The organism is Streptomyces sp. NPDC007088, from assembly GCF_042869355.1.
Classification (GTDB): domain Bacteria; phylum Actinomycetota; class Actinomycetes; order Streptomycetales; family Streptomycetaceae; genus Streptomyces.
This window is the reverse complement of record NZ_JBIAFO010000005.1, coordinates 244,708-261,303: the sequence shown is the minus strand read 5'-3', so window position 1 is coordinate 261,303 and position 16,596 is coordinate 244,708. Positions and strand designations below refer to the sequence as shown.

The window sequence follows — 16,596 nt, the reverse complement described above, 5'->3', positions numbered from 1 at the left end:
ACGCTGATGAACTGATCAACAGGTGTGCGGGACGCGGGAGTCGGGAACGTCAGCGGAAGCGGACGCCGGTGATGGGGGCAGGATGAGCAGTAGCTTCGACTTCAGTCCGGGGGCGCAGGTGCCGCTCTCGGGGACCGCCGGGCAGACGGCGGCGACCCAGGCCCTCGCCTCCGCCGCGTACCGCGACGGCCCGGTCGACGAGATCCTCAAGGCCAACAGCGAGTGGCACGAGTGCAAGGTGTCCGCGCCGAGGATCAAGATGCTGCGCCCCGACCTCGGCGAGGCCTTCTCGCACGCCGTCCAGACGCGCATGCTGGGCGCCGGCCGCAGCCCGCTGATCCAGTCCTTCGGCACCGAACCGCAGGTCGTCGTCGAGCACTGTCTCGCCGCGAACCGTATCCGCCGCGAGCGCGACAAGCGGCTGACCCTCGTCATGCTCGTGTTCGGCGTGGTGTTCCTGCCCGGACTGCTGCTGTGGCTGGCGGGGTTCGCGATCCGGCGCAGTGTCGCGGAGAGTTCCAACCGGCGCGCCTCGCTGCTCGTGATGCCGCTGATGCTCGCGCTCGGCGTGCTGGCCCTGCTGTTCCTGCTCAAGCTGCCCTTCGGCGGTTTCTGGGCCTGGTACCTACGGGCCTGTGTGGTGGCCCCGGCCGTCGGCTGGTACTTCGCCAAGCAGGTGTGCGAGCGCACCGCCCGTGACCTGCGCACCCGCTGGGAGAGCCTGCTCTCGGGCGGCGGCCTCGGCGCGAAGATCCCGGAGGCGGTGCCCACCCACCCGAACGAGACGGCGGCCGAGCGGCTGCGCCAGAGCCTGGCCCGGCTGACCGCCGAGCAGCGCTCCAACTCGGTCTTCTACGCCGGCCCCAAGGGGATTCTCGGCATGGGGACGCGGTGGGGCAGCTGGCAGCTCGCGGAGGAACTGGTGTCGCGCGACCCCGCGGCGGAGATCCACCCCTTCCGCAGTTACGACGTGATCCGGGGCATCCACGACCAGCTCAAGCTGCTGGCCCGGGGCCCGCTGCACACGGGTGGTTTCCCCGAGCCCAGCGTCCGGCACTGGATCGTGACGCCGATCGGCGAGAACGCGGGAGCGGTGGCGCGGCCCGAGGGCACCGATGTGGACGCCTTCCAGATCCGTGACCACGAGGTCCAGCGGATCTGCAACGAGCAGCAGTTCGGCGCGGGCGACCGGCATTACCTGGGCGCCCAGTTCGTGCTCTGGGACGGCCAGTTGGTCATCACCATGCTCATCACGGTGACCGTGCTGCACGAGACGCTGCGCATCGAGGTCACCGGCCACGCGCTGGGCCCGGTGCACTCGCTGTTCATGACGAAGCCCGCACCGAAGACGGTCACCAAGCCGAAGTCCGTGCGCTTCTGGGAGACCAAGACGAGCACGCTGCCGCTGGTCGACGCGGGCGAGGTGGTGCGCATAGCGGCACGCGCGCCGCTCAGCTGGTACCCGCCGGTCCTGGAACACCTCGGCGGCAAGCTCTCGCTGCCCGAGCCCTTCGGCCTGCGGCACGCCTGGGCGGCGAAGCCGTGGCGCCACCGCTTCATGGCGGACGACGCGCTGCGCGCCGCCACCCCGGTGCTGCGGGTCGTGCACGCGGCCGCGATCAAGGTGCTGGACGAGCACGGCGTGGACACGAGCAACTTCGGCAGCCGCGCCGGTTCCCTGAGCGGGGCCGTACAGGACCCCTCCCCCCGCAAGGCCGACCTCTACGACGCCTGAGCCACGGCGCGGGAGGAGTGAACCCAGCAGCCGGCCGCCCACGGGGCGGCCGGCTGCGGCGCGCCGACGGGACGAGGGGAGGCCCTACCGCTCGTCCGGCCAGGCCGCCGCGATCATCGCGCGGGTCTCGCCGAGCAGTTGCGGCAGCACCTGGGTCTGGCCGATCACCGGCATGAAGTTGGTGTCCCCGCCCCAGCGCGGTACGACGTGCTGGTGCAGGTGGGCGGCGATCCCCGCGCCGGCCACCGTGCCCTGGTTCATGCCGATGTTGAAGCCGTGCGCCCCGGAGGCGGTGCGCAGGGCGGCCATGGCCTGCTTGGTCAGCGCGGCGAGTTCGGCGGTCTCCGGACCGGTCAGCTCGGTGTAGTCGGCCACGTGCCGGTAGGGGACGACCATGAGGTGCCCGCCGTTGTACGGGTACAGGTTGAGAACCCCGTAGACGTGCTCGCCGCGGCGCACGACGAGACCGGCCTCGTCGGTCGCGGAGGGGATCGCGCAGAACGGGCAGCCGTCACCGGCCTCCGGGCCGGTCGGCTTGTTCTCCCCCTGGATGTAGGCCATCCGGTGGGGCGTCCACAGACGCTGGAACGCGTCCGGCGTCCCCACTCCGATCTGCTGTTCCGGCTCACTCGTCATGGGATGCAGCATATGGCTTCGCTGTTCGGGAGCGTGTCGTCGGTCCCCTCCGGCCGGGCCCCTGGTCCAAGCTGGGCCGGTGCACGAGGAGAACAGACCGCGCAGCGGACCCCACCGCGAGGCCCCGCTCAGCCTCGCCGCGCTCGTCTTCCTCGTCGCGTACTCGGTCCGGGTCCTGGTGCGGGATCTCCCGGACTGGGGGCTCGACCTGTGCCTGGCCGCGATCGCCCTGGCCTGGGCGATCGCGGCCCTGGACTACGCGGTGCGCTGGCGAGGGTCCGGGGACGGCCGCCGCTTTCCGCGCCGCCACCCGCTGACCGCCCTGATCGTGGTGCTGCCGCTGCTGCGCCCGCTGGCCTTCGTACCGGTCTACGAGGCGGTGCAACGCCGCCGCGGCGGGCCCAGCCTCTCGGTCCCGGCCCGGGTCATCACGTACACCGGGATCGCCGTCCTGGTGCTGGGTTACACCTGCGCGCTCACGGTGTACGCCCTGGAACGCGACGCCCCGGGGGCCTCGATCCGCTCCTTCGGGCAGGCGGTGTGGTGGGCCTGCGCGACGCTCGCCACGGTCGGCTACGGCGACGCCGTCCCCGTCACCGGCTGGGGCCGCACCGTCGCGGTCTGCCTGATGGCCTGCGGAATCGCGCTGCTGGGCGCGGTGACCGGGGCCTTCTCGACGTGGCTGCTCGGGGTGTTCGGGGCGCGGGACCCGAGGGCGGCGAGGCGCGACGAGGACGCCGTGGCGCGGGACGCGGACCGGCCCCCGCGGGACTGAGCCCGCGGGGGCCGGCCAATGTACGTCGCCCGGACGTCGCCGGGCCCGTCAGACCTGGGCGCGCCGCTCCACGACGTCGAGCAGCTTGGCGATCGCCTCTTCCCTGGCCACGCCGTTCTCCTGGGAGCCGTCGCGGTAGCGGAAGGAGACGGTGCCCGCGTTCATGTCCTCGTCACCGACGATGATCATGAAGGGGACCTTCTGCTTCTGCTGGTTGCGGATCTTCTTCTGCATCCGGTCCGAGGAGGCGTCCACGTCGACGCGCAGGCCCTTCCCGCGGGCCTGCGCGGCGAACTCCTGGAGGTAGGGGACGTGCGCGTCGCCGACCGGGATGCCGACGGCCTGCACGGGGGCGAGCCAGGGCGGCATGGCGCCCGCGTAGTGCTCCAGCAGGACGGCGAAGAAGCGCTCGATCGAACCGAACAGCGCGCGGTGGATCATGACCGGCCGCTGCTTGGAGCCGTCGGCCGCGGTGTACTCCAGGTCGAAGCGCTCGGGCAGGTTGAAGTCGAGCTGCACGGTGGACATCTGCCAGGTGCGGCCGATCGCGTCGCGGGCCTGCACGGAGATCTTCGGCCCGTAGAACGCGGCCCCGCCCGGGTCGGGGACGAGGGGCAGGCCCTGCTTCTCGGCGACCTGCTGGAGCGTCGCGGTCGCCTCCTCCCACGCCTCGTCGGTGCCGACGAACTTCTCCGGGTCCTTGGTGGACAGCTCCAGATAGAAGTCGTCGAGGCCGTAGTCGCGCAGCAGGTTCAGCACGAAGGTGAGCGTCCGGTCGAGTTCCTCGGCCATCTGCTCGCGGGTGCAGTAGATGTGCGCGTCGTCCTGCGTGAAGCCGCGCGAGCGGGTCAGGCCGTGCACGACCCCGGACTTCTCGTAGCGGTAGACCGTGCCGAACTCGAACAGCCGCAGCGGCAGCTCACGGTAGGAACGGCCCCGGGCGTCGAAGACGAGGTTGTGCATGGGGCAGTTCATCGGCTTGAGGTAGTAGTCCACCCCGTCGTCGAGCTGCATGGGGGGGTACATGCCGTCGGCGTACCAGTCCAGGTGCCCGCTCTTCTGGAAGAGGGCGCCCTTGGTGGCGTGCGGGGTGTAGACGAACTCGTACCCCTCCTCCTCGTGCCGGCGGCGCGAGTAGTCCTCCATGGCGCGGCGGATGATGCCGCCCTTGGGGTGGAAGACGGCGAGGCCGGGGCCGACCTCCTCCGGGAAGGAGAAGAGGTCGAGTTCGTTGCCGAGCTTGCGGTGGTCGCGCTTCTCGGCCTCGGCGAGGAATTCCAGGTGGGCCTTCAGCTCGTCCTTGGAGGGCCAGGCGGTCCCGTAGATGCGCTGGAGCATCGGGTTCTTCTCGCTGCCGCGCCAGTAGGCGGCGGCGTTGCGCATGAGCTTGAACGCGGGGATGTTCCTGGTCGTGGGCAGGTGCGGGCCCCGGCAGAGGTCCTTCCAGCACAGCTCGCCGCTCTTGGGGTCGAGGTTGTCGTAGATGGTCAGCTCGCCGCCGCCCACCTCGACGTTCGAACCGTCCTCACTGGAGGCGCCGCCCTTGAGGCCGATCAGCTCCAGCTTGTAGGGCTCCCCGGCCAGCTCCGCGCGGGCCTCCTCGTCGCTGACGACCCGGCGCGAGAAACGCTGACCGCGCTTCTGGATCTCCTGCATCTTCTTCTCGACGGCCTTGAGGTCCTCGGGCGTGAACGGCTTCTCGACGTCGAAGTCGTAGTAGAAGCCGTCCTTGACCGGCGGGCCGATGCCGAGCTTGGCCTCGGGGAACAGCTCCTGCACGGCCTGGGCCATGACGTGCGCGGTGGAGTGGCGCAGGATGCCGAGACCGTCCTCGGAGGAGATCTCCACGGGCTCGACCCGCTCGCCGTCCTGGACGGCGTACGCGAGGTCCTTCAGCTCGCCATCCACGCGGGCGGCGATCACGGTGCGCTCGCCCGGGAAGAGCTCGGCGGCCGTAGTGCCCGTCGTCACCACGCGCTCGTCCCGCTCGGAATCGCGTTGGATGATCACACGGACGTCTGACACCGGTCTCTCCTGACTGGGATGGGGCACGCGCCTACAGCACGGCACGTGTACCCGAATGCTACCGAGCCCGGGGGGCCCGGCGCGAAAGGGCCGTCCCGCCCCCTCGCCGGGAGCGCCGCGGCGCCCTTCACCGGGCCTGCTCGCGTCGCGGGCACGGCCGCACCACGGCGCGGGGACCGGTCCGCCACGCGACCGTCACGCGCACCGCCCGCTCACCGCCCGGACGCGCGCTCCCCGCGTACCGGCACCGGCTCGCGGGTATCACCTGCTCGACGGAGTTCACGCCATCTGCCCTGCGTGGGCGAGGAGTTGGATGGACATGACGTGCTGGTACGAGGGGCCGCTCGCCGCTTTCGGCATCGAGACGACCGGGCTGGACGCGGAGCGTGACCGGATCGTCTCGGCCGCCGTCGTCGTGCAGGACTTCCCCGGCGCGCGGCCCCGCACCGACCGGTGGCTGGTGTCCCCGGGAGTTCCGCTGTCGGCGGCGGCCACGGCCGTGCACGGGCTGACCGACGCGTACGTGCAGCGCAACGGGCGCTGGCCGGCCCCGGCGGTGGACGAGATGGCGCGCGGTCTGCGGGAGCAGGCGCTCACGGCGCGCCCCCTGGTGGTCCTGGACGCACCGTTCGCGCTGACCCTGCTGGACCGCGAGCTGCGCAGGCACCGGGCGAGCCGGCTCTCCGAGCGGCTCGCGGGGAAGCCGCTGTGGGTGCTGGACCCGAAGGTCCTGGACGGCCATCTCGACCGCTACCGCAAGGGGACCAGGGGGGTGGCCGACCTGTGCGCGCTCTACGGGGTGGAGCGGGGGCAGCCCCACGACCCGGCGTCCGAGGCGCTCGCGGCGCTGGAGGTGGTGCGTGCGGTGGGCCGGCGCTTCTCCGCCCGGCTGGAGCGGCTGTCGCCGATGGAGCTGCACTCCTTGCAAGGGGCGTGGCACGCGGGCCAGACGCGCGGCCAGCCCTGGTTCGGGCGCACGGCGCCGGACCGGCCGGAGGGTCCTTCGTGGCCCCTGCGTCCGGGGCTGCGCGTGGTGACCGAGGACGCCTAGGAAGCGGGGGCGGGGGCCGGGGAGAACAAAGAAGCCGGTCCGTCAACTCGACGGACCGGCTTTCCCGGTGGGCGATACTGGGTTCGAACCAGTGACCTCTTCGGTGTGAACGAAGCGCTCTCCCACTGAGCTAATCGCCCGGGAACGCACTGAACCATACAGGGCTCGGCGCCCTTCGTTCAAACCGCCTTTTCGGTGGTCGGCCGTTCGGCGAGGGCCCGGCACAGACCCCGCTCCCCGGAGCGCATCATCAGCCGGTGGTTGAGCCGGAACAGGGGGCGCCCCGGCAGCACGAGGCGGCGCAGCAGGGGGCTGCGCACCTCGACCTCCTGGAGGTAGTCGGCGCGGGTGCCGCCTCCCCGGGCGCTCAGCGTCCAGCGCAGGAACCCTTTGAGATCACCGGTCACCTCGGCGGACAGGAGTCCGGCTCCGGCGTCGCGCTCGCGTTCGCGCAGGGTGATCCGGAGGTCGTACGGCAGGAAGGCGCGCACCCGGGCGCTGCCGCCGAGGCCGTCGGGGCTCCGGTGGGCCTCCCTGACCTGGGGCCACCAGCGCGGGTACTCCTCGGCGCGGGCGAGGAACCCGTACACGGCGGCGGGCGGCGCGGGCAGGTCCCAGCGGGCACGGAAGCGGTAGTGGTGGAGGTTCATGCCGGAAGCCTTCCGCGCACGGGCCCGGACACACCTGCGGCCCGGAGGCTTGAAGCCTCCGGGCCGCGGGTCCGGGGTGGGCGATACTGGGTTCGAACCAGTGACCTCTTCGGTGTGAACGAAGCGCTCTCCCACTGAGCTAATCGCCCGGACGCAGGAAGAACATTACCGCATGTCAGCGGGTGCTCCGTCCGCCCCGCGCGGGGCCGCGCTCACCGGTCGATGTTCCAGGGCAGCTCCAGGCCGAACTTCACGACGTAGACCAGGATCACGGCCGCGACGATCACCAGACCGGTCACGGTCAGGATGATGTTGCGGCGGCGCACCGCGGGGTCGAGCGCGCGCCTGGCGGCCTCGGTGACCTTGCGTTTGGTCCACCGCAGGACGAGCTGCGCCCAGACGAACTCGGTGGCCCAGATGGCCATGCCGCCGAAGATCACGACCCAGCCCGGTCCGGGCAGGACGAGCATCAGGGCCCCCGCGACGACCACGGCGAGACCGATCACGAAGACGCCGACCTGCCAGCTGAGGTGGAGGGTGCGGCGCCGCTGGACGAATTGCGGGGCGCGGGAGCCGAGCGCGGGTTCCCCGCCCTTTCCGGATTCCGCCGCGTTTCCGCCCTCCGTCCGGGATCTCCTCGCGGATTCAGTCCCGGCCTCACCGGTCGCCACCGATTCCCGTCCGCCCGCCGCCCCGGCGGATTCTCCGGCCGGGGCCGGGTGGCTCGCGGCGGGCCCTTTTCCTTCGAGGCCACCGACCGTGCCGGCACGCTCGCCGCGCGCGACCGAGGGCCGCGCGGACTGCTCGTCACTCCCCGTATTCATGGGTCCGGACTTTACCCGAACCGTCTCCGTGACCGGAATGGCGGTATCGGGATAATTCCGACCCTCCGTACGAGCTACCCAAACCAGACGAAATCCCTCAGAGGGGTTTACAACGGCACCGTAGGTGGCATGTCGATTTCGCCGACGTGCGAATCCCCGAGCGCACACTGAGCGAAAGGCCCTGGCGCTTATGAACACCACGGTCAGCTGCGAGCTGCACCTGCGCCTCGTTGTGTCGAGCGAGTCGTCCCTGCCCGTCCCGGCGGGGCTGCGGTATGACACGGCCGATCCCTACGCCGTGCACGCCACCTTCCACACCGGAGCCGAGGAGACCGTCGAGTGGGTCTTCGCCCGTGATCTCCTCGCCGAGGGCCTGCACCGGCCCACGGGCACCGGCGACGTCCGCGTCTGGCCGTCCCGCAGCCACGGTCAGGGCGTCGTCTGCATCGCGCTCAGCTCTCCGGAGGGAGAAGCCCTGCTGGAGGCCCCCGCGAGGGCCCTGGAGTCCTTCCTCAAGCGCACCGACGCCGCCGTGCCGCCCGGCACGGAGCATCGTCACTTCGATCTCGACACGGAGCTTTCGCACATCCTGGCGGAGAGCTGAACGCAGCTGAGACCAGGAGGCGAGAGCGCCGCCCGCACCGCCCGACTCGGGGCGGCGGTGCGGGTCCCGACCAGTGGGTGAGGCGACGCGCCCGCCCGGCCGGCACGCACCACGTGCCGGCCGGGCGGGCGTGTTCGCGTTCCCGTCGCCCCCGGCCTCGGCCGGGGAGGCACTAGCATCTGCCGTCAACCGGCGGGCAGCGGCCCGCCTCGGGGGCAGGGAGTGCAAGGTGCTGATCACCCACGACACCCGGTGCGCGCTGGAGGCGGCGGTGGATCTGGTGAACACCGCCCCGAACGGCGAGCGGCCGGACCGGCTCTCCGGACTCGGGGAGCTGGAGGAGTTCGTCCGCTCCCACGACATCAGCGACACGGGCCTGCTGGGGGCCGCGGACCTCCGGGCCACGCGGGAGGTCCGCGACCGGTTCGCCAAGGTCTTCTCGGCTCCGGACACGCCCACCGCCGTGCGGATCATCAATGAACTCGTGGCGCAGGCCGGGACCACACCACGGCTGACCGACCACGACGGCTACGAATGGCACGTGCACTACTTCGCCCCGGGCGCCTCGATCGCGGACCACCTGTCGGCCGACTGCGGAATGGCTCTCGCCTTCCTCGTGGTCGCCGACGAGCGGGAACGACTGCGGCGCTGTGAGGCACCGGACTGCGGACGGGCTTTCGTCGACCTCTCGCGCAACCGCTCGCGCCGCTACTGCGACAGCCGCACCTGCGGGAACCGCCTCCATGTCGCGGCGTACCGGGCCCGCCGCAAGGAGGCGGCCACGGGGTGAGCGCGTCGTTGCCGAGCGTCACGGAACGCTCTTCTCAGGAGCGCGCAGGACCACTCAGGACCACACAGCCGCGACGGCGGATCCCGGGCCCGCTCACAGGCGCCCGGCCGCGTGGCCCTCAGGCGATGAAGAGGTCGTGCACCGCGCCCATCAGCAACAGCAGCCCCACCACGGTCAGGAAGATCATGAGAGGCGGCTGGGACAGCGCGAACAGGCACCCCTTCTCCTGTCCGGTGAGCGATACCCCGTGCCCGGTCTCGGGTGGGGTCGCCGGGACGAGGGGCGCCGCGGCGGACGGCTCCGCGACCCGGGCGGCCGGCCCCGGGGCGGCAACTTCCCGCTCGGGGGCGCGGGGAGGCCGGATCTCGACGGTCTCCGGGCACGGCGTGGCCCCGCGGCTCGGCCGGGCGGCGAGGCCGCCGACGGGGACACACGGGGGCCGGGGGGCGACCGGCTGCGGGCGGGGCGGGGGAACGGTGGGGCCGACGGCTGCCGCCCCGGGGGCGTGGGCCTCGGTCAGGGATGTCTCGGGCATGACGCAGCGATCATGACGCACCGGAAGGGCGCCGGGTGATCAAAACAGCCCCGCGCGGGCGTCATTCACCGTTCCACGACGCGAGTTCGATTTCACTCGGCGTGACCGGGGCGGGCGAGCTGCCCGGATACCCGCCGCCGTTCGAACAGACGGGTCTCACATGGCGGGACGATCACCCAGAGGTCCGCCCGCCCCCTTCTGCGAAGAGGCCCGCCCGTCGCGCACAGGCCCCGCCCGACAGGGTGCGGGCCGTCGGGGCCGCCGCTCAGATGCCGTGCTTCTTGAGGATGGCCTCGATGTCGCTGAAGTCGTCCTCCGGCGCCTTCGGCCGACCGCTACCGGCCCTGGGCGGGGCGGCCGTGGGCCGCGTGGGCGAGGAACCGCCGAGGGACGGGGCCGAGGCGGCCGGTTCGACCGCCCCCTGCCGGGCCGCGCGGGCCGCCGCCCTGCGTTCCTTGCGGGTGCCGCCCCGCCGCCGCTCCACGGACCGGGTGGCCAGGAACAGCAGCCAGGCCGCGCCGAGCACCCCGAAGCCCGCCCAGGCCACCGGGCTGAAGGCGGTGTCGGCGGCCCACTGCACGGCGCCCGTCATCACGAGGCCCAGCGGGACGAGGGAGTAGGCCGCGACGCGCGCGGCGGACAGGAAACGCTTGCGGTACGCCGTGACCGCGGCGATCCCCAGACCGGCCGCCGCCACGGCGGAACAGATCGTCTCGGCTATCATCCGGGCCCTCCAGGCGTCGGTGTACGGCGGCGGTCCACGTGGGCGCGCCCGCCGCCCCCTGTGTGCGTCTCTTGTCGCGTCCGTCTCCATCGTGCACCGCCCGAAGGGGGCAGGCCATGGTGCCAGCCCCACCTTCGTCGGATCTCCGGGTCTTTTCCGGGTCGCTCCTCCTGCTCAGGTCCCGGTTGGGCGGGTGGCGGGCCTGCTGGAAGACTGGACGGATGAGCGATCCGAAGCCCGTGGCGGACTCTGCCGCCCCCTCCCCCGTCGTACTGGACGTCTGGTGCGAACTCCAGTGTCCCGACTGCCGCAGCGCGCTCGACGACCTGCGCGCGCTGCGTGAGCGCTACGGCGACCGGCTGGAGATCCGGCTGCGCCACTTCCCGCTGGACAAGCACAAGTACGCGTACGCCGGTGCCCAGGCCGCCGAGGAGGCGGCGGCCCAGGGGAAGGGCTGGCCCTACGTCGAGTGGGTGCTGTCCCGGGTCGGGCAGTTCTCGAAGCGCGGGGAGCCCTTCCTGATCGAGGCGGCGCGGGAGCTGGGCCTCGACGCCGAGGAGTTCGACACGGCCCTGGTGGACGGGCGGCACCTGCTGGTGGTCGACGCCGACCAGGCCGAGGGCCGGGCGATCGGTGTGACCGGCACCCCGACGTACGAGATCGGCGGCGAACGGCTCGACGGCGGCAAGTCCCAGGAGGGGTTGCGTGAACGCGTCGAGGCCCTCGCCGACGGGCTGCTCGCCGAGCGGGGCTGAGACGCCTCCGCGGCCCCTCAGCGGAGGTCCTTGGTGAAGCGCCGGGTCTCCTGGCGGTAGCCGAGGGACTCGTAGAGCCGCAGCGCCGGGGTGTTGGCGCACACCACGTTCAGTTCCACGGCCCGGTGTCCCTCGCTCAGCCCGTCGATCTCGGCGAGCCGCATGAGGGACCTGCCGTGGCCCCGGCCCCGGTGCTCCGGCAGCGTCTCGACGTCCATGACGTAGACGTCCGTCTCACGGTCGGCGAGCCAGAGGGTGCCGACGACGGTGCCCTCGTGCTCCAGCACCCACAGGCGGTGTCCCCGGGTGCGCGGCCCGTCGGTGAAGGCGTGGGCGTGGTCGTGTTCGCAGACGGCACGCGCCCGCTCCGGGGAGAGCCCCCGCTCGGTCCAGGAGCGCGTGTACGTCTCCTTCTCGTGCGCGAGCCAGGGGCCGAACTCGGCCTCGGTCATGCGCCGGGCGGTGGTGCCCGGCGGCAGGGCGGGCCGCGTCGCGGGCAGGCACTTGCGCAGCCGGCGACTGGTCTCGGTGTAGCCGAGCGCCTCCGCCAGCCGCAGCCCGGCCGCCGAGTCCGCGGGCACGGTCACCTCGACGCGGCGGCACCGCCAGTCGCGGAATATCTCCTCGGCGGCGAGCAGCGCCACGGTCCCCCGGCCCCGGGAACGGTCCTGCTCGTCGATGCGCAGGCCGACCACCTCCCCCACCTCGGAGCCGAGACGGGGGTCGGTGCGCAGCGCCAGTTGGCCGACCGGGCGGCTGTTCACGCAGATCCGGTACGCGCGCGAGAGGGCGCCGTCGGCGGAGTGCTGAAGCGGCTCGGTGGGCCGCAGGGTCGTGGTCATCACCGACGTTCTACCCAGGCGGCCCCGCGTGCACCAGGGCTTTTCTCAGACCGGGTCGGGGTCGGCGGCCGAGCGCTCGGCGAAGACCCGCATGGCCTTGGCGGTCACCGGGCCCAGACCGGGGGCCAGTTCGCGCGCGTCGACGCGGTGGACGGCCTGGACGTCGCGCGTCGTCGAGGTAAGGAAGATCTCCTCGGCCCGCTGAAGGACGTCCAGGGGCAGGTCGCTCTCCTGGGCGCCGGTCCAGTCGACGGTCAGGGCCCGGGTGATGCCCGCGAGGCAGCCGGAGGCGAGCGGCGGGGTGTACGTCTGCCCGTCGAGCACGACGAACACGTTGGAGCCGGTGCCCTCGCACAACTGGCCCACGGTGTTGGCGAACAGGGCCTCGGAGGCGCCGTCCTCCCGGGCCCGAGCCAGGGCCAGCACGTTCTCCCCGTACGAGGTGGTCTTGAGGCCGCTCAGCGCCCCGCGCTCGTTGCGCACCCACGGCACGGTCACGACGGCGGTGGTGTCCGGGCGGGGCGCGATGGCGCCGACGGCGACGATCAGCGTGGGCGGCTGGTCGCCCCGGTCCGAACTGAGCGGCGAGACGCCCCCGGTGTAGGTGATGCGCAGCCGGCCGAGCGCGACGGGCTGCTCCGCGAGGACGGCGGCGCAGGCGCGGCGCACCTCGTCGAGGTCGGGCTCGGGCAGCCCGAGGCCCCGGGCCGACCGGGCCAGCCGGTCGAGGTGCCGGGTGAGCGCGAAGGGCGCCCCTTCGACGGCCTTCACGGTCTCGAACACCCCGTCGCCCACGGTGATCCCGTGGTCGAGGGCGGAGACCCGCGCCTCCCCGGCCTCGCGCAGCCGGCCGTTCACCCAGATCGTCGTCGCGCTCATAGGACGCTTCCCTCGCTTTCCTCGTACGTACCCGATGCCACGGCCAGCAGCCGGGCGGCTTTCAGTTCGGTCTCGCGCCACTCGCGCTCGGGGTCCGATCCCCAGGTGATGCCCGCCCCGGTGCCGAACTTCAGGACCGGCCCGGCCGCGTGGCCCCGCTCGATCCAGAACGTGCGGATGGCGACGGCGAGTTCGCCCGTCCCGCGGTCGGCGTCGATCCAGCCGGCGCCCCCGCAGTACGGGCCGCGCGGCGTGGGCTCCAGGTCCGCGAGCAGGCGCAGGGCGCTGGACTTGGGGGCGCCGGTGACGGAGCCGGGCGGGAAGGTGGCGGCGAGCAGTTCGGGCCAGCCCGCGCCCTCGGCGAGTTCGCCGCGCACGGTGGAGACGAGGTGGACCAGCCCGGGATGCCGTTCGACGGCGCACAGGGCCGGCACGCTCACACTGCCGCTCGCGCAGATTCGTCCGAGGTCGTTGCGGACCAGATCGACGATCATCACGTTCTCCGCGTGGTCCTTCTCCAGGAGGTCGGCCTCGGTGCGGCCGGTGCCCTTGATGGGCCCCGAGGTGAGGACGCGGCCCTCCCTGCGCAGGAAGAGTTCGGGCGAGGCGGTGGCGATCTCCACCCCGTGCGCCGGCAGGCGGATCACCCCCGCGTACGGGGCGGGGTTGCCGCGTGCGAGCAGGGCGGCGAGCGCTTCGGGGTCGGCCGCCTCCGGATCGGGCAGCGGTGCGCTCAGGACCCGGCAGAGATTGGCCTGGTACACCTCACCGCGCGCTATCGCCGCGCGTATCCGGCGCACCCCCTCGACGTACGCCGCGCGCCCGAGCGAGGAGGTCCACGTTCCGGCGGCGGGGCCGCGCCAGGCGTGCGGGCGGGGCGCGGGTACCGGGTCGGGGCGGACGTCGCCGAAGCGGGCGCAGGTGAGCCGGCCCTCGAAGTCGGCGGCCACGGCCCAGAAGCCCCTGCTCTCCAGCGCCGCGGGGTCGGAGGTCACGTCCCGCAGGTCGGTCGCGAGCAGGCCGCCGAAGCGGGCCAGAGGAGGGAGGTGGTGCACGTCGGCGAGTGTAGGCGCGGCACGCGGCCTCACGCCCGGCCGGCGGTGTCCGCGCACGCTGCGCAAACGCGTTTTTGTGCTGGCCCGGGAATCCGCTAGAGTTCACCACGTCGCCGGGACGCGAAAACGCCCCGGACACCGACAAGCGGACGTAGCTCAGTTGGTAGAGCGCAACCTTGCCAAGGTTGAGGTCGCCAGTTCGAACCTGGTCGTCCGCTCGGCAGTGAGGGGATCTTCCCGAACCCCTCACGATCGGGGTGGAGTGGCCGAGAGGCGAGGCAACGGCCTGCAAAGCCGTCTACACGGGTTCAAATCCCGTCTCCACCTCCATGGACGATTAGCTCAGCGGGAGAGCGCTTCCCTGACACGGAAGAGGTCACTGGTTCAATCCCAGTATCGTCCACTGAAGCCCCTGACCGGGCCTGGTTCCGGTCCGACGGTTTCCCCGCGCGATTAGCTCAGCGGGAGAGCGCTTCCCTGACACGGAAGAGGTCACTGGTTCAATCCCAGTATCGCGCACGCAGTGTTCACGGCCCCCGGCCGTGACCCCGGACGATTAGCTCAGCGGGAGAGCGCTTCCCTGACACGGAAGAGGTCACTGGTTCAATCCCAGTATCGTCCACCGCGCACAGAGCCCCCGGCCCTCGGCCGGGGGCTCTGTCGTGCCCCCGGCCGCCGGTTCTCAGGAGGAGAACAGCATGCGGCCGAAGCCGCGGTTGCGGTGCCCGTGGTGGCCGCCGCCGTGGTGGCCGTGGGCCGGGGCGCCCCAGGCGGGGGCCGGGGCGGCGGGGTACGCCTGCGGAGGGGGTGCCGGCTGGGACCACTGGGACTCCAGGCGGGTCAGCGACTCCAGCTCGCCGTAGTCGAGGAATATCCCCCGGCAGCCGCTGCACTGCTCGATCTGGACTCCGCTGCGGTTGTACGTGTGCATGGGCGCACCGCACTTGGGACACTGCATCGTGGGCTCAACTCCTCGCCACTCGGGACGGCTTCGCCGGTATCCCTGACCGGCCGCCGTCGCTCACACCCCAAGGGACGCGGACGCGCCCCGTGGAGTTCCCCGCACCCTACTGCGGGTCGGGCGGGCCGTTTCCGGCCGGGAGGGCCGCGATCCGTGAGCAGGCGTCGACGACGGCCACCTCTGCCTCGTCCAGGGCCCGGCCTGCCTCGGCGGCCTTGGCGAGGGCGAGGGCGGCGGTCTGCACGGTGAGGGCGCGGGCCGGGACGTCGAGCGCCGTCCACGGGTCGTCCGTCGCGGGTACGGCGGGGCCGCCGGCCGCGCGGTAGGCACCCAGGAACCGGGCCCAGTCCTCGGGGGCGAGCAGACCGCAGCCGTGCCAGGCGGCCGGACGGGCGAGGTCCCACGCGGGGTCGCCGAGGCCGAGGTCGTCGATGTCGATGAGCAGCCAGTGGCCGTCCGGAGCGGGATGGCGCACGAGTTGACCGAGGTGCAGGTCCCCGTGGCACAGCGCGAGGGGCGCCACGGGCTCCTCGGCGCGGGCCCAGGGCGGCAGGGTCGCCCAGGCCCGCAGGACCGCGGCGGCGCCCCGGGCGGGGGCGGCGGCGCGCATGCGGGCGACGGCGCGGGCCGCTTTGAGCGGACCGCGCGTCGCCGGGAGCGGGCCGGGCAGGACGGCGGGCGGCACGGTGTGCAGGCGGGCGAGCAGGACCGCGGCCTGCTCCCAGGGCGCGTCCTCGGGGGTGTGCGGGTCGACGGGGGTGCCGTGCGGCCAGCAGCTGACGGGCCGTCCCCCGGCGGTGGTCCCGGCCGGTTCGACGGGGGGGAGCAGGATGCCGGCGAGGGCGGGGTGGGCGGCCACGGCCAGCCGGGCGCGCAGCGCCTCGGGGTCGCAGTCGGGGGCGTGGGCCTTGGCGACGGCGCGGCCGTGGCGGACCACGGTGCCGTCGGGGCGGTCCGCGAGCACGGGTTCGGCGACGGCGGGCGAGCGGGGAATCTCGGCGCCGCCGGCCGCGACGGTCCGTTCACACGGACAGGTGCCGCCGATCCGGTGTGCGGCGCCCCTGGCGTGCCGGCGCAGGACGGTGAGCAGGCCCGGGTCGCCCGAGGGCGCGGGACGGGGCATGAGCCCGGCGGGGGGCGAGGCGGGGGCGTGCGGCCGGCTGTGCGCGGCCGGGCCGGCCCGGCGTGCTTCCGCGGTGTCCCCGGACCGGTCCGGGTGCCCTTCGGTACGCCGGCTGGGCAGCCGGTCTCCCGGCCACGGATCGGCGGGCGGGGGTTCGGCCGGCGGAGTGGCGGGGGAACGGGGCTCCGGGGAGCGGGGGGCGGGTGAGGCGTCCGCCCGGGGCTCGTCGGGCAGGGGCTGCGCCGGCCGGGGTTCGGTCATCGCGCCACCGCCGTGACGGGGGGCGCGGGGCGGGGCGGTCTGTCGTCCACCCTGGGGAGGAGACCGGGAGGGGCGTACGGCGTCCGCAGTAGGGCGCGCGGGAGGCTGTGGGGCCCCGCCGGCGCAGGGACGCCCCCGCGCGCGGGCCCGGACCGGGCGGCCGGGGGCGCGGTGGTGGCCCGGGGATCGGGAGCGGGCGTCGGCGAGGTCGGGATCGGGGCGGCCCTACGGGCCCGGAACTGCTGTTTCCTGGTCGCACGCACGTCGGTGAGCCTAACCGCAGGCCGCGGTCCGGGCAGGGTAATGCCCGCGCAGCTCCCCAGCTGCGCGGGCATTGGTGCCGTCCGCCGCACCCCCGTCCCCACGGGGTT

The 16,596-nt window shown here is 73.2% G+C and carries 17 protein-coding genes and 7 tRNA genes; 11 read left to right on the top strand and 13 right to left on the bottom strand.

Going from position 1 to position 16,596, the window contains the following annotated elements; translation table 11 throughout:
* Nucleotides 1–82: 82 nt before the first annotated feature.
* Entirely contained in the window at nucleotides 83–1,735 is a 1,653-nt protein-coding gene (locus ACFYMP_RS10840) for a hypothetical protein (RefSeq protein ID WP_388853921.1), read from the top strand.
* Nucleotides 1,736–1,819: 84 nt separating this feature from the next.
* Here the strand turns inward: ACFYMP_RS10840 and ACFYMP_RS10835 are convergent, their stop codons facing one another.
* Nucleotides 1,820–2,383, bottom strand: a complete 564-nt coding sequence (locus ACFYMP_RS10835; RefSeq protein WP_388853918.1) for an HIT family protein — start codon at nucleotides 2,381–2,383, stop codon at nucleotides 1,820–1,822.
* A 67-nt stretch (nucleotides 2,384–2,450) separates the two neighbouring features.
* Here ACFYMP_RS10835 and ACFYMP_RS10830 point away from each other — a divergent pair, with 67 nt between their 5' ends.
* Nucleotides 2,451–3,146 (top strand): potassium channel family protein, encoded by a 696-nt coding sequence (locus tag ACFYMP_RS10830; RefSeq protein WP_388853915.1) that lies wholly within the window; start codon nucleotides 2,451–2,453, stop codon nucleotides 3,144–3,146.
* A gap of 48 nt (nucleotides 3,147–3,194) precedes the next feature.
* Here the strand turns inward: ACFYMP_RS10830 and thrS are convergent, their stop codons facing one another.
* Nucleotides 3,195–5,171: a threonine--tRNA ligase gene (gene thrS / locus ACFYMP_RS10825; protein ID WP_388853912.1), complete on the bottom strand. Its 1,977-nt coding sequence runs from the start codon at nucleotides 5,169–5,171 to the stop codon at nucleotides 3,195–3,197.
* Nucleotides 5,172–5,490: 319 nt separating this feature from the next.
* Here thrS and ACFYMP_RS10820 point away from each other — a divergent pair, with 319 nt between their 5' ends.
* The gene (locus ACFYMP_RS10820) at nucleotides 5,491–6,222 is read left to right on the top strand and encodes an exonuclease domain-containing protein (protein ID WP_388854303.1); all 732 of its coding nucleotides are present in this window, start codon (nucleotides 5,491–5,493) and stop codon (nucleotides 6,220–6,222) included.
* Nucleotides 6,223–6,290: 68 nt separating this feature from the next.
* Here the strand turns inward: ACFYMP_RS10820 and ACFYMP_RS10815 are convergent.
* The 4 genes from ACFYMP_RS10815 to ACFYMP_RS10800 all read right to left on the bottom strand — a co-directional run bounded on the left by ACFYMP_RS10815 (nucleotide 6,291) and on the right by ACFYMP_RS10800 (nucleotide 7,543).
* Nucleotides 6,291–6,362, bottom strand: a tRNA-Val gene (locus ACFYMP_RS10815).
* A gap of 39 nt (nucleotides 6,363–6,401) precedes the next feature.
* Nucleotides 6,402–6,872 carry an SRPBCC family protein gene (locus tag ACFYMP_RS10810; RefSeq protein WP_388853909.1) on the bottom strand — a complete coding sequence of 157 codons (471 nt, stop codon included), beginning with the start codon at nucleotides 6,870–6,872 and terminating at the stop codon, nucleotides 6,402–6,404.
* Between the two features lie 77 nt (nucleotides 6,873–6,949).
* Nucleotides 6,950–7,021, bottom strand: a tRNA-Val gene (locus ACFYMP_RS10805).
* A gap of 63 nt (nucleotides 7,022–7,084) precedes the next feature.
* Complete coding sequence (locus ACFYMP_RS10800; RefSeq protein WP_388854300.1) at nucleotides 7,085–7,543, bottom strand: TIGR02611 family protein; 459 nt, start codon at nucleotides 7,541–7,543, stop codon at nucleotides 7,085–7,087.
* A 343-nt stretch (nucleotides 7,544–7,886) separates the two neighbouring features.
* On the opposite strand from ACFYMP_RS10800, the gene ACFYMP_RS10795 reads away from it, so the two are divergent.
* Together ACFYMP_RS10795 and ACFYMP_RS10790 are read left to right on the top strand one after the other, a co-directional pair.
* Nucleotides 7,887–8,300: an SsgA family sporulation/cell division regulator gene (locus tag ACFYMP_RS10795; RefSeq protein WP_003959770.1), complete on the top strand. Its 414-nt coding sequence runs from the start codon at nucleotides 7,887–7,889 to the stop codon at nucleotides 8,298–8,300.
* A 229-nt stretch (nucleotides 8,301–8,529) separates the two neighbouring features.
* A complete protein-coding gene (locus ACFYMP_RS10790) occupies nucleotides 8,530–9,090 on the top strand; it encodes a CGNR zinc finger domain-containing protein (protein WP_388853906.1) in 561 nt (186 codons plus the stop codon).
* Nucleotides 9,091–9,208: 118 nt separating this feature from the next.
* Here ACFYMP_RS10790 and ACFYMP_RS10785 read toward each other — a convergent pair whose 3' ends face one another.
* The gene (locus ACFYMP_RS10785; protein WP_388854324.1) at nucleotides 9,209–9,625 is read right to left on the bottom strand and encodes a hypothetical protein; all 417 of its coding nucleotides are present in this window, start codon (nucleotides 9,623–9,625) and stop codon (nucleotides 9,209–9,211) included.
* A 265-nt stretch (nucleotides 9,626–9,890) separates the two neighbouring features.
* Complete coding sequence (locus ACFYMP_RS10780; protein ID WP_388853903.1) at nucleotides 9,891–10,349, bottom strand: hypothetical protein; 459 nt, start codon at nucleotides 10,347–10,349, stop codon at nucleotides 9,891–9,893.
* Nucleotides 10,350–10,570: 221 nt separating this feature from the next.
* Here ACFYMP_RS10780 and ACFYMP_RS10775 point away from each other — a divergent pair, with 221 nt between their 5' ends.
* Nucleotides 10,571–11,104 carry a DsbA family protein gene (locus ACFYMP_RS10775; RefSeq protein WP_388853900.1) on the top strand — a complete coding sequence of 178 codons (534 nt, stop codon included), beginning with the start codon at nucleotides 10,571–10,573 and terminating at the stop codon, nucleotides 11,102–11,104.
* A gap of 17 nt (nucleotides 11,105–11,121) precedes the next feature.
* Here the strand turns inward: ACFYMP_RS10775 and ACFYMP_RS10770 are convergent, their stop codons facing one another.
* Genes ACFYMP_RS10770 through ACFYMP_RS10760 form a run of 3 tightly spaced genes read right to left on the bottom strand, consistent with a single transcriptional unit; the run spans nucleotide 11,122 to nucleotide 13,880 of the window.
* Nucleotides 11,122–11,946 (bottom strand): GNAT family N-acetyltransferase, encoded by an 825-nt coding sequence (locus ACFYMP_RS10770; RefSeq protein WP_388853897.1) that lies wholly within the window; start codon nucleotides 11,944–11,946, stop codon nucleotides 11,122–11,124.
* 45 nt (nucleotides 11,947–11,991) lie between these two features.
* Nucleotides 11,992–12,825: an aminotransferase class IV gene (locus ACFYMP_RS10765; RefSeq protein ID WP_388853894.1), complete on the bottom strand. Its 834-nt coding sequence runs from the start codon at nucleotides 12,823–12,825 to the stop codon at nucleotides 11,992–11,994.
* Entirely contained in the window at nucleotides 12,822–13,880 is a 1,059-nt protein-coding gene (locus ACFYMP_RS10760) for a chorismate-binding protein (protein WP_388853891.1), read from the bottom strand. The genes ACFYMP_RS10765 and ACFYMP_RS10760 overlap by 4 nt, the downstream gene beginning before the upstream one ends.
* Nucleotides 13,881–14,025: 145 nt before the next feature.
* On the opposite strand from ACFYMP_RS10760, the gene ACFYMP_RS10755 reads away from it, so the two are divergent.
* The 5 genes from ACFYMP_RS10755 (at nucleotide 14,026) to ACFYMP_RS10735 (ending at nucleotide 14,502) form a co-directional block, all read left to right on the top strand.
* A tRNA-Gly gene (locus tag ACFYMP_RS10755) sits at nucleotides 14,026–14,098 on the top strand.
* A gap of 38 nt (nucleotides 14,099–14,136) precedes the next feature.
* Nucleotides 14,137–14,210, top strand: a tRNA-Cys gene (locus tag ACFYMP_RS10750).
* Nucleotide 14,211: 1 nt separating this feature from the next.
* Nucleotides 14,212–14,283, top strand: a tRNA-Val gene (locus ACFYMP_RS10745).
* Between the two features lie 44 nt (nucleotides 14,284–14,327).
* Nucleotides 14,328–14,399: transfer RNA gene (locus tag ACFYMP_RS10740), tRNA-Val, on the top strand.
* Between the two features lie 31 nt (nucleotides 14,400–14,430).
* Nucleotides 14,431–14,502: transfer RNA gene (locus tag ACFYMP_RS10735), tRNA-Val, on the top strand.
* A 60-nt stretch (nucleotides 14,503–14,562) separates the two neighbouring features.
* Here the strand turns inward: ACFYMP_RS10735 and ACFYMP_RS10730 are convergent.
* Both ACFYMP_RS10730 and ACFYMP_RS10725 read right to left on the bottom strand, forming a co-directional pair.
* The gene (locus tag ACFYMP_RS10730) at nucleotides 14,563–14,838 is read right to left on the bottom strand and encodes a zf-TFIIB domain-containing protein (protein ID WP_388853888.1); all 276 of its coding nucleotides are present in this window, start codon (nucleotides 14,836–14,838) and stop codon (nucleotides 14,563–14,565) included.
* A gap of 109 nt (nucleotides 14,839–14,947) precedes the next feature.
* Nucleotides 14,948–15,964 (bottom strand): phosphotransferase, encoded by a 1,017-nt coding sequence (locus ACFYMP_RS10725; RefSeq protein ID WP_388854297.1) that lies wholly within the window; start codon nucleotides 15,962–15,964, stop codon nucleotides 14,948–14,950.
* Nucleotides 15,965–16,596 lie beyond the last annotated feature (632 nt).

Bases quoted from the DNA above. Each gene is read 5' to 3' on its own strand.
- ACFYMP_RS10770 (WP_388853897.1), bottom strand. From the start codon at position 11,946: ATGACCACGACCCTGCGGCCCACCGAGCCGCTTCAGCACTCCGCCGAC.
- ACFYMP_RS10840 (WP_388853921.1), top strand. From the start codon at position 83: ATGAGCAGTAGCTTCGACTTCAGTCCGGGGGCGCAGGTGCCGCTCTCG.
- ACFYMP_RS10765 (WP_388853894.1), bottom strand. From the start codon at position 12,825: ATGAGCGCGACGACGATCTGGGTGAACGGCCGGCTGCGCGAGGCCGGG.
- ACFYMP_RS10775 (WP_388853900.1), top strand. From the start codon at position 10,571: ATGAGCGATCCGAAGCCCGTGGCGGACTCTGCCGCCCCCTCCCCCGTC.
- ACFYMP_RS10730 (WP_388853888.1), bottom strand. From the start codon at position 14,838: ATGCAGTGTCCCAAGTGCGGTGCGCCCATGCACACGTACAACCGCAGC.
- ACFYMP_RS10820 (WP_388854303.1), top strand. From the start codon at position 5,491: ATGACGTGCTGGTACGAGGGGCCGCTCGCCGCTTTCGGCATCGAGACG.
- ACFYMP_RS10725 (WP_388854297.1), bottom strand. From the start codon at position 15,964: ATGCCCCGTCCCGCGCCCTCGGGCGACCCGGGCCTGCTCACCGTCCTG.
- ACFYMP_RS10785 (WP_388854324.1), bottom strand. From the start codon at position 9,625: ATGCCCGAGACATCCCTGACCGAGGCCCACGCCCCCGGGGCGGCAGCC.
- ACFYMP_RS10810 (WP_388853909.1), bottom strand. From the start codon at position 6,872: ATGAACCTCCACCACTACCGCTTCCGTGCCCGCTGGGACCTGCCCGCG.
- ACFYMP_RS10795 (WP_003959770.1), top strand. From the start codon at position 7,887: ATGAACACCACGGTCAGCTGCGAGCTGCACCTGCGCCTCGTTGTGTCG.
- ACFYMP_RS10780 (WP_388853903.1), bottom strand. From the start codon at position 10,349: ATGATAGCCGAGACGATCTGTTCCGCCGTGGCGGCGGCCGGTCTGGGG.
- ACFYMP_RS10835 (WP_388853918.1), bottom strand. From the start codon at position 2,383: ATGCTGCATCCCATGACGAGTGAGCCGGAACAGCAGATCGGAGTGGGG.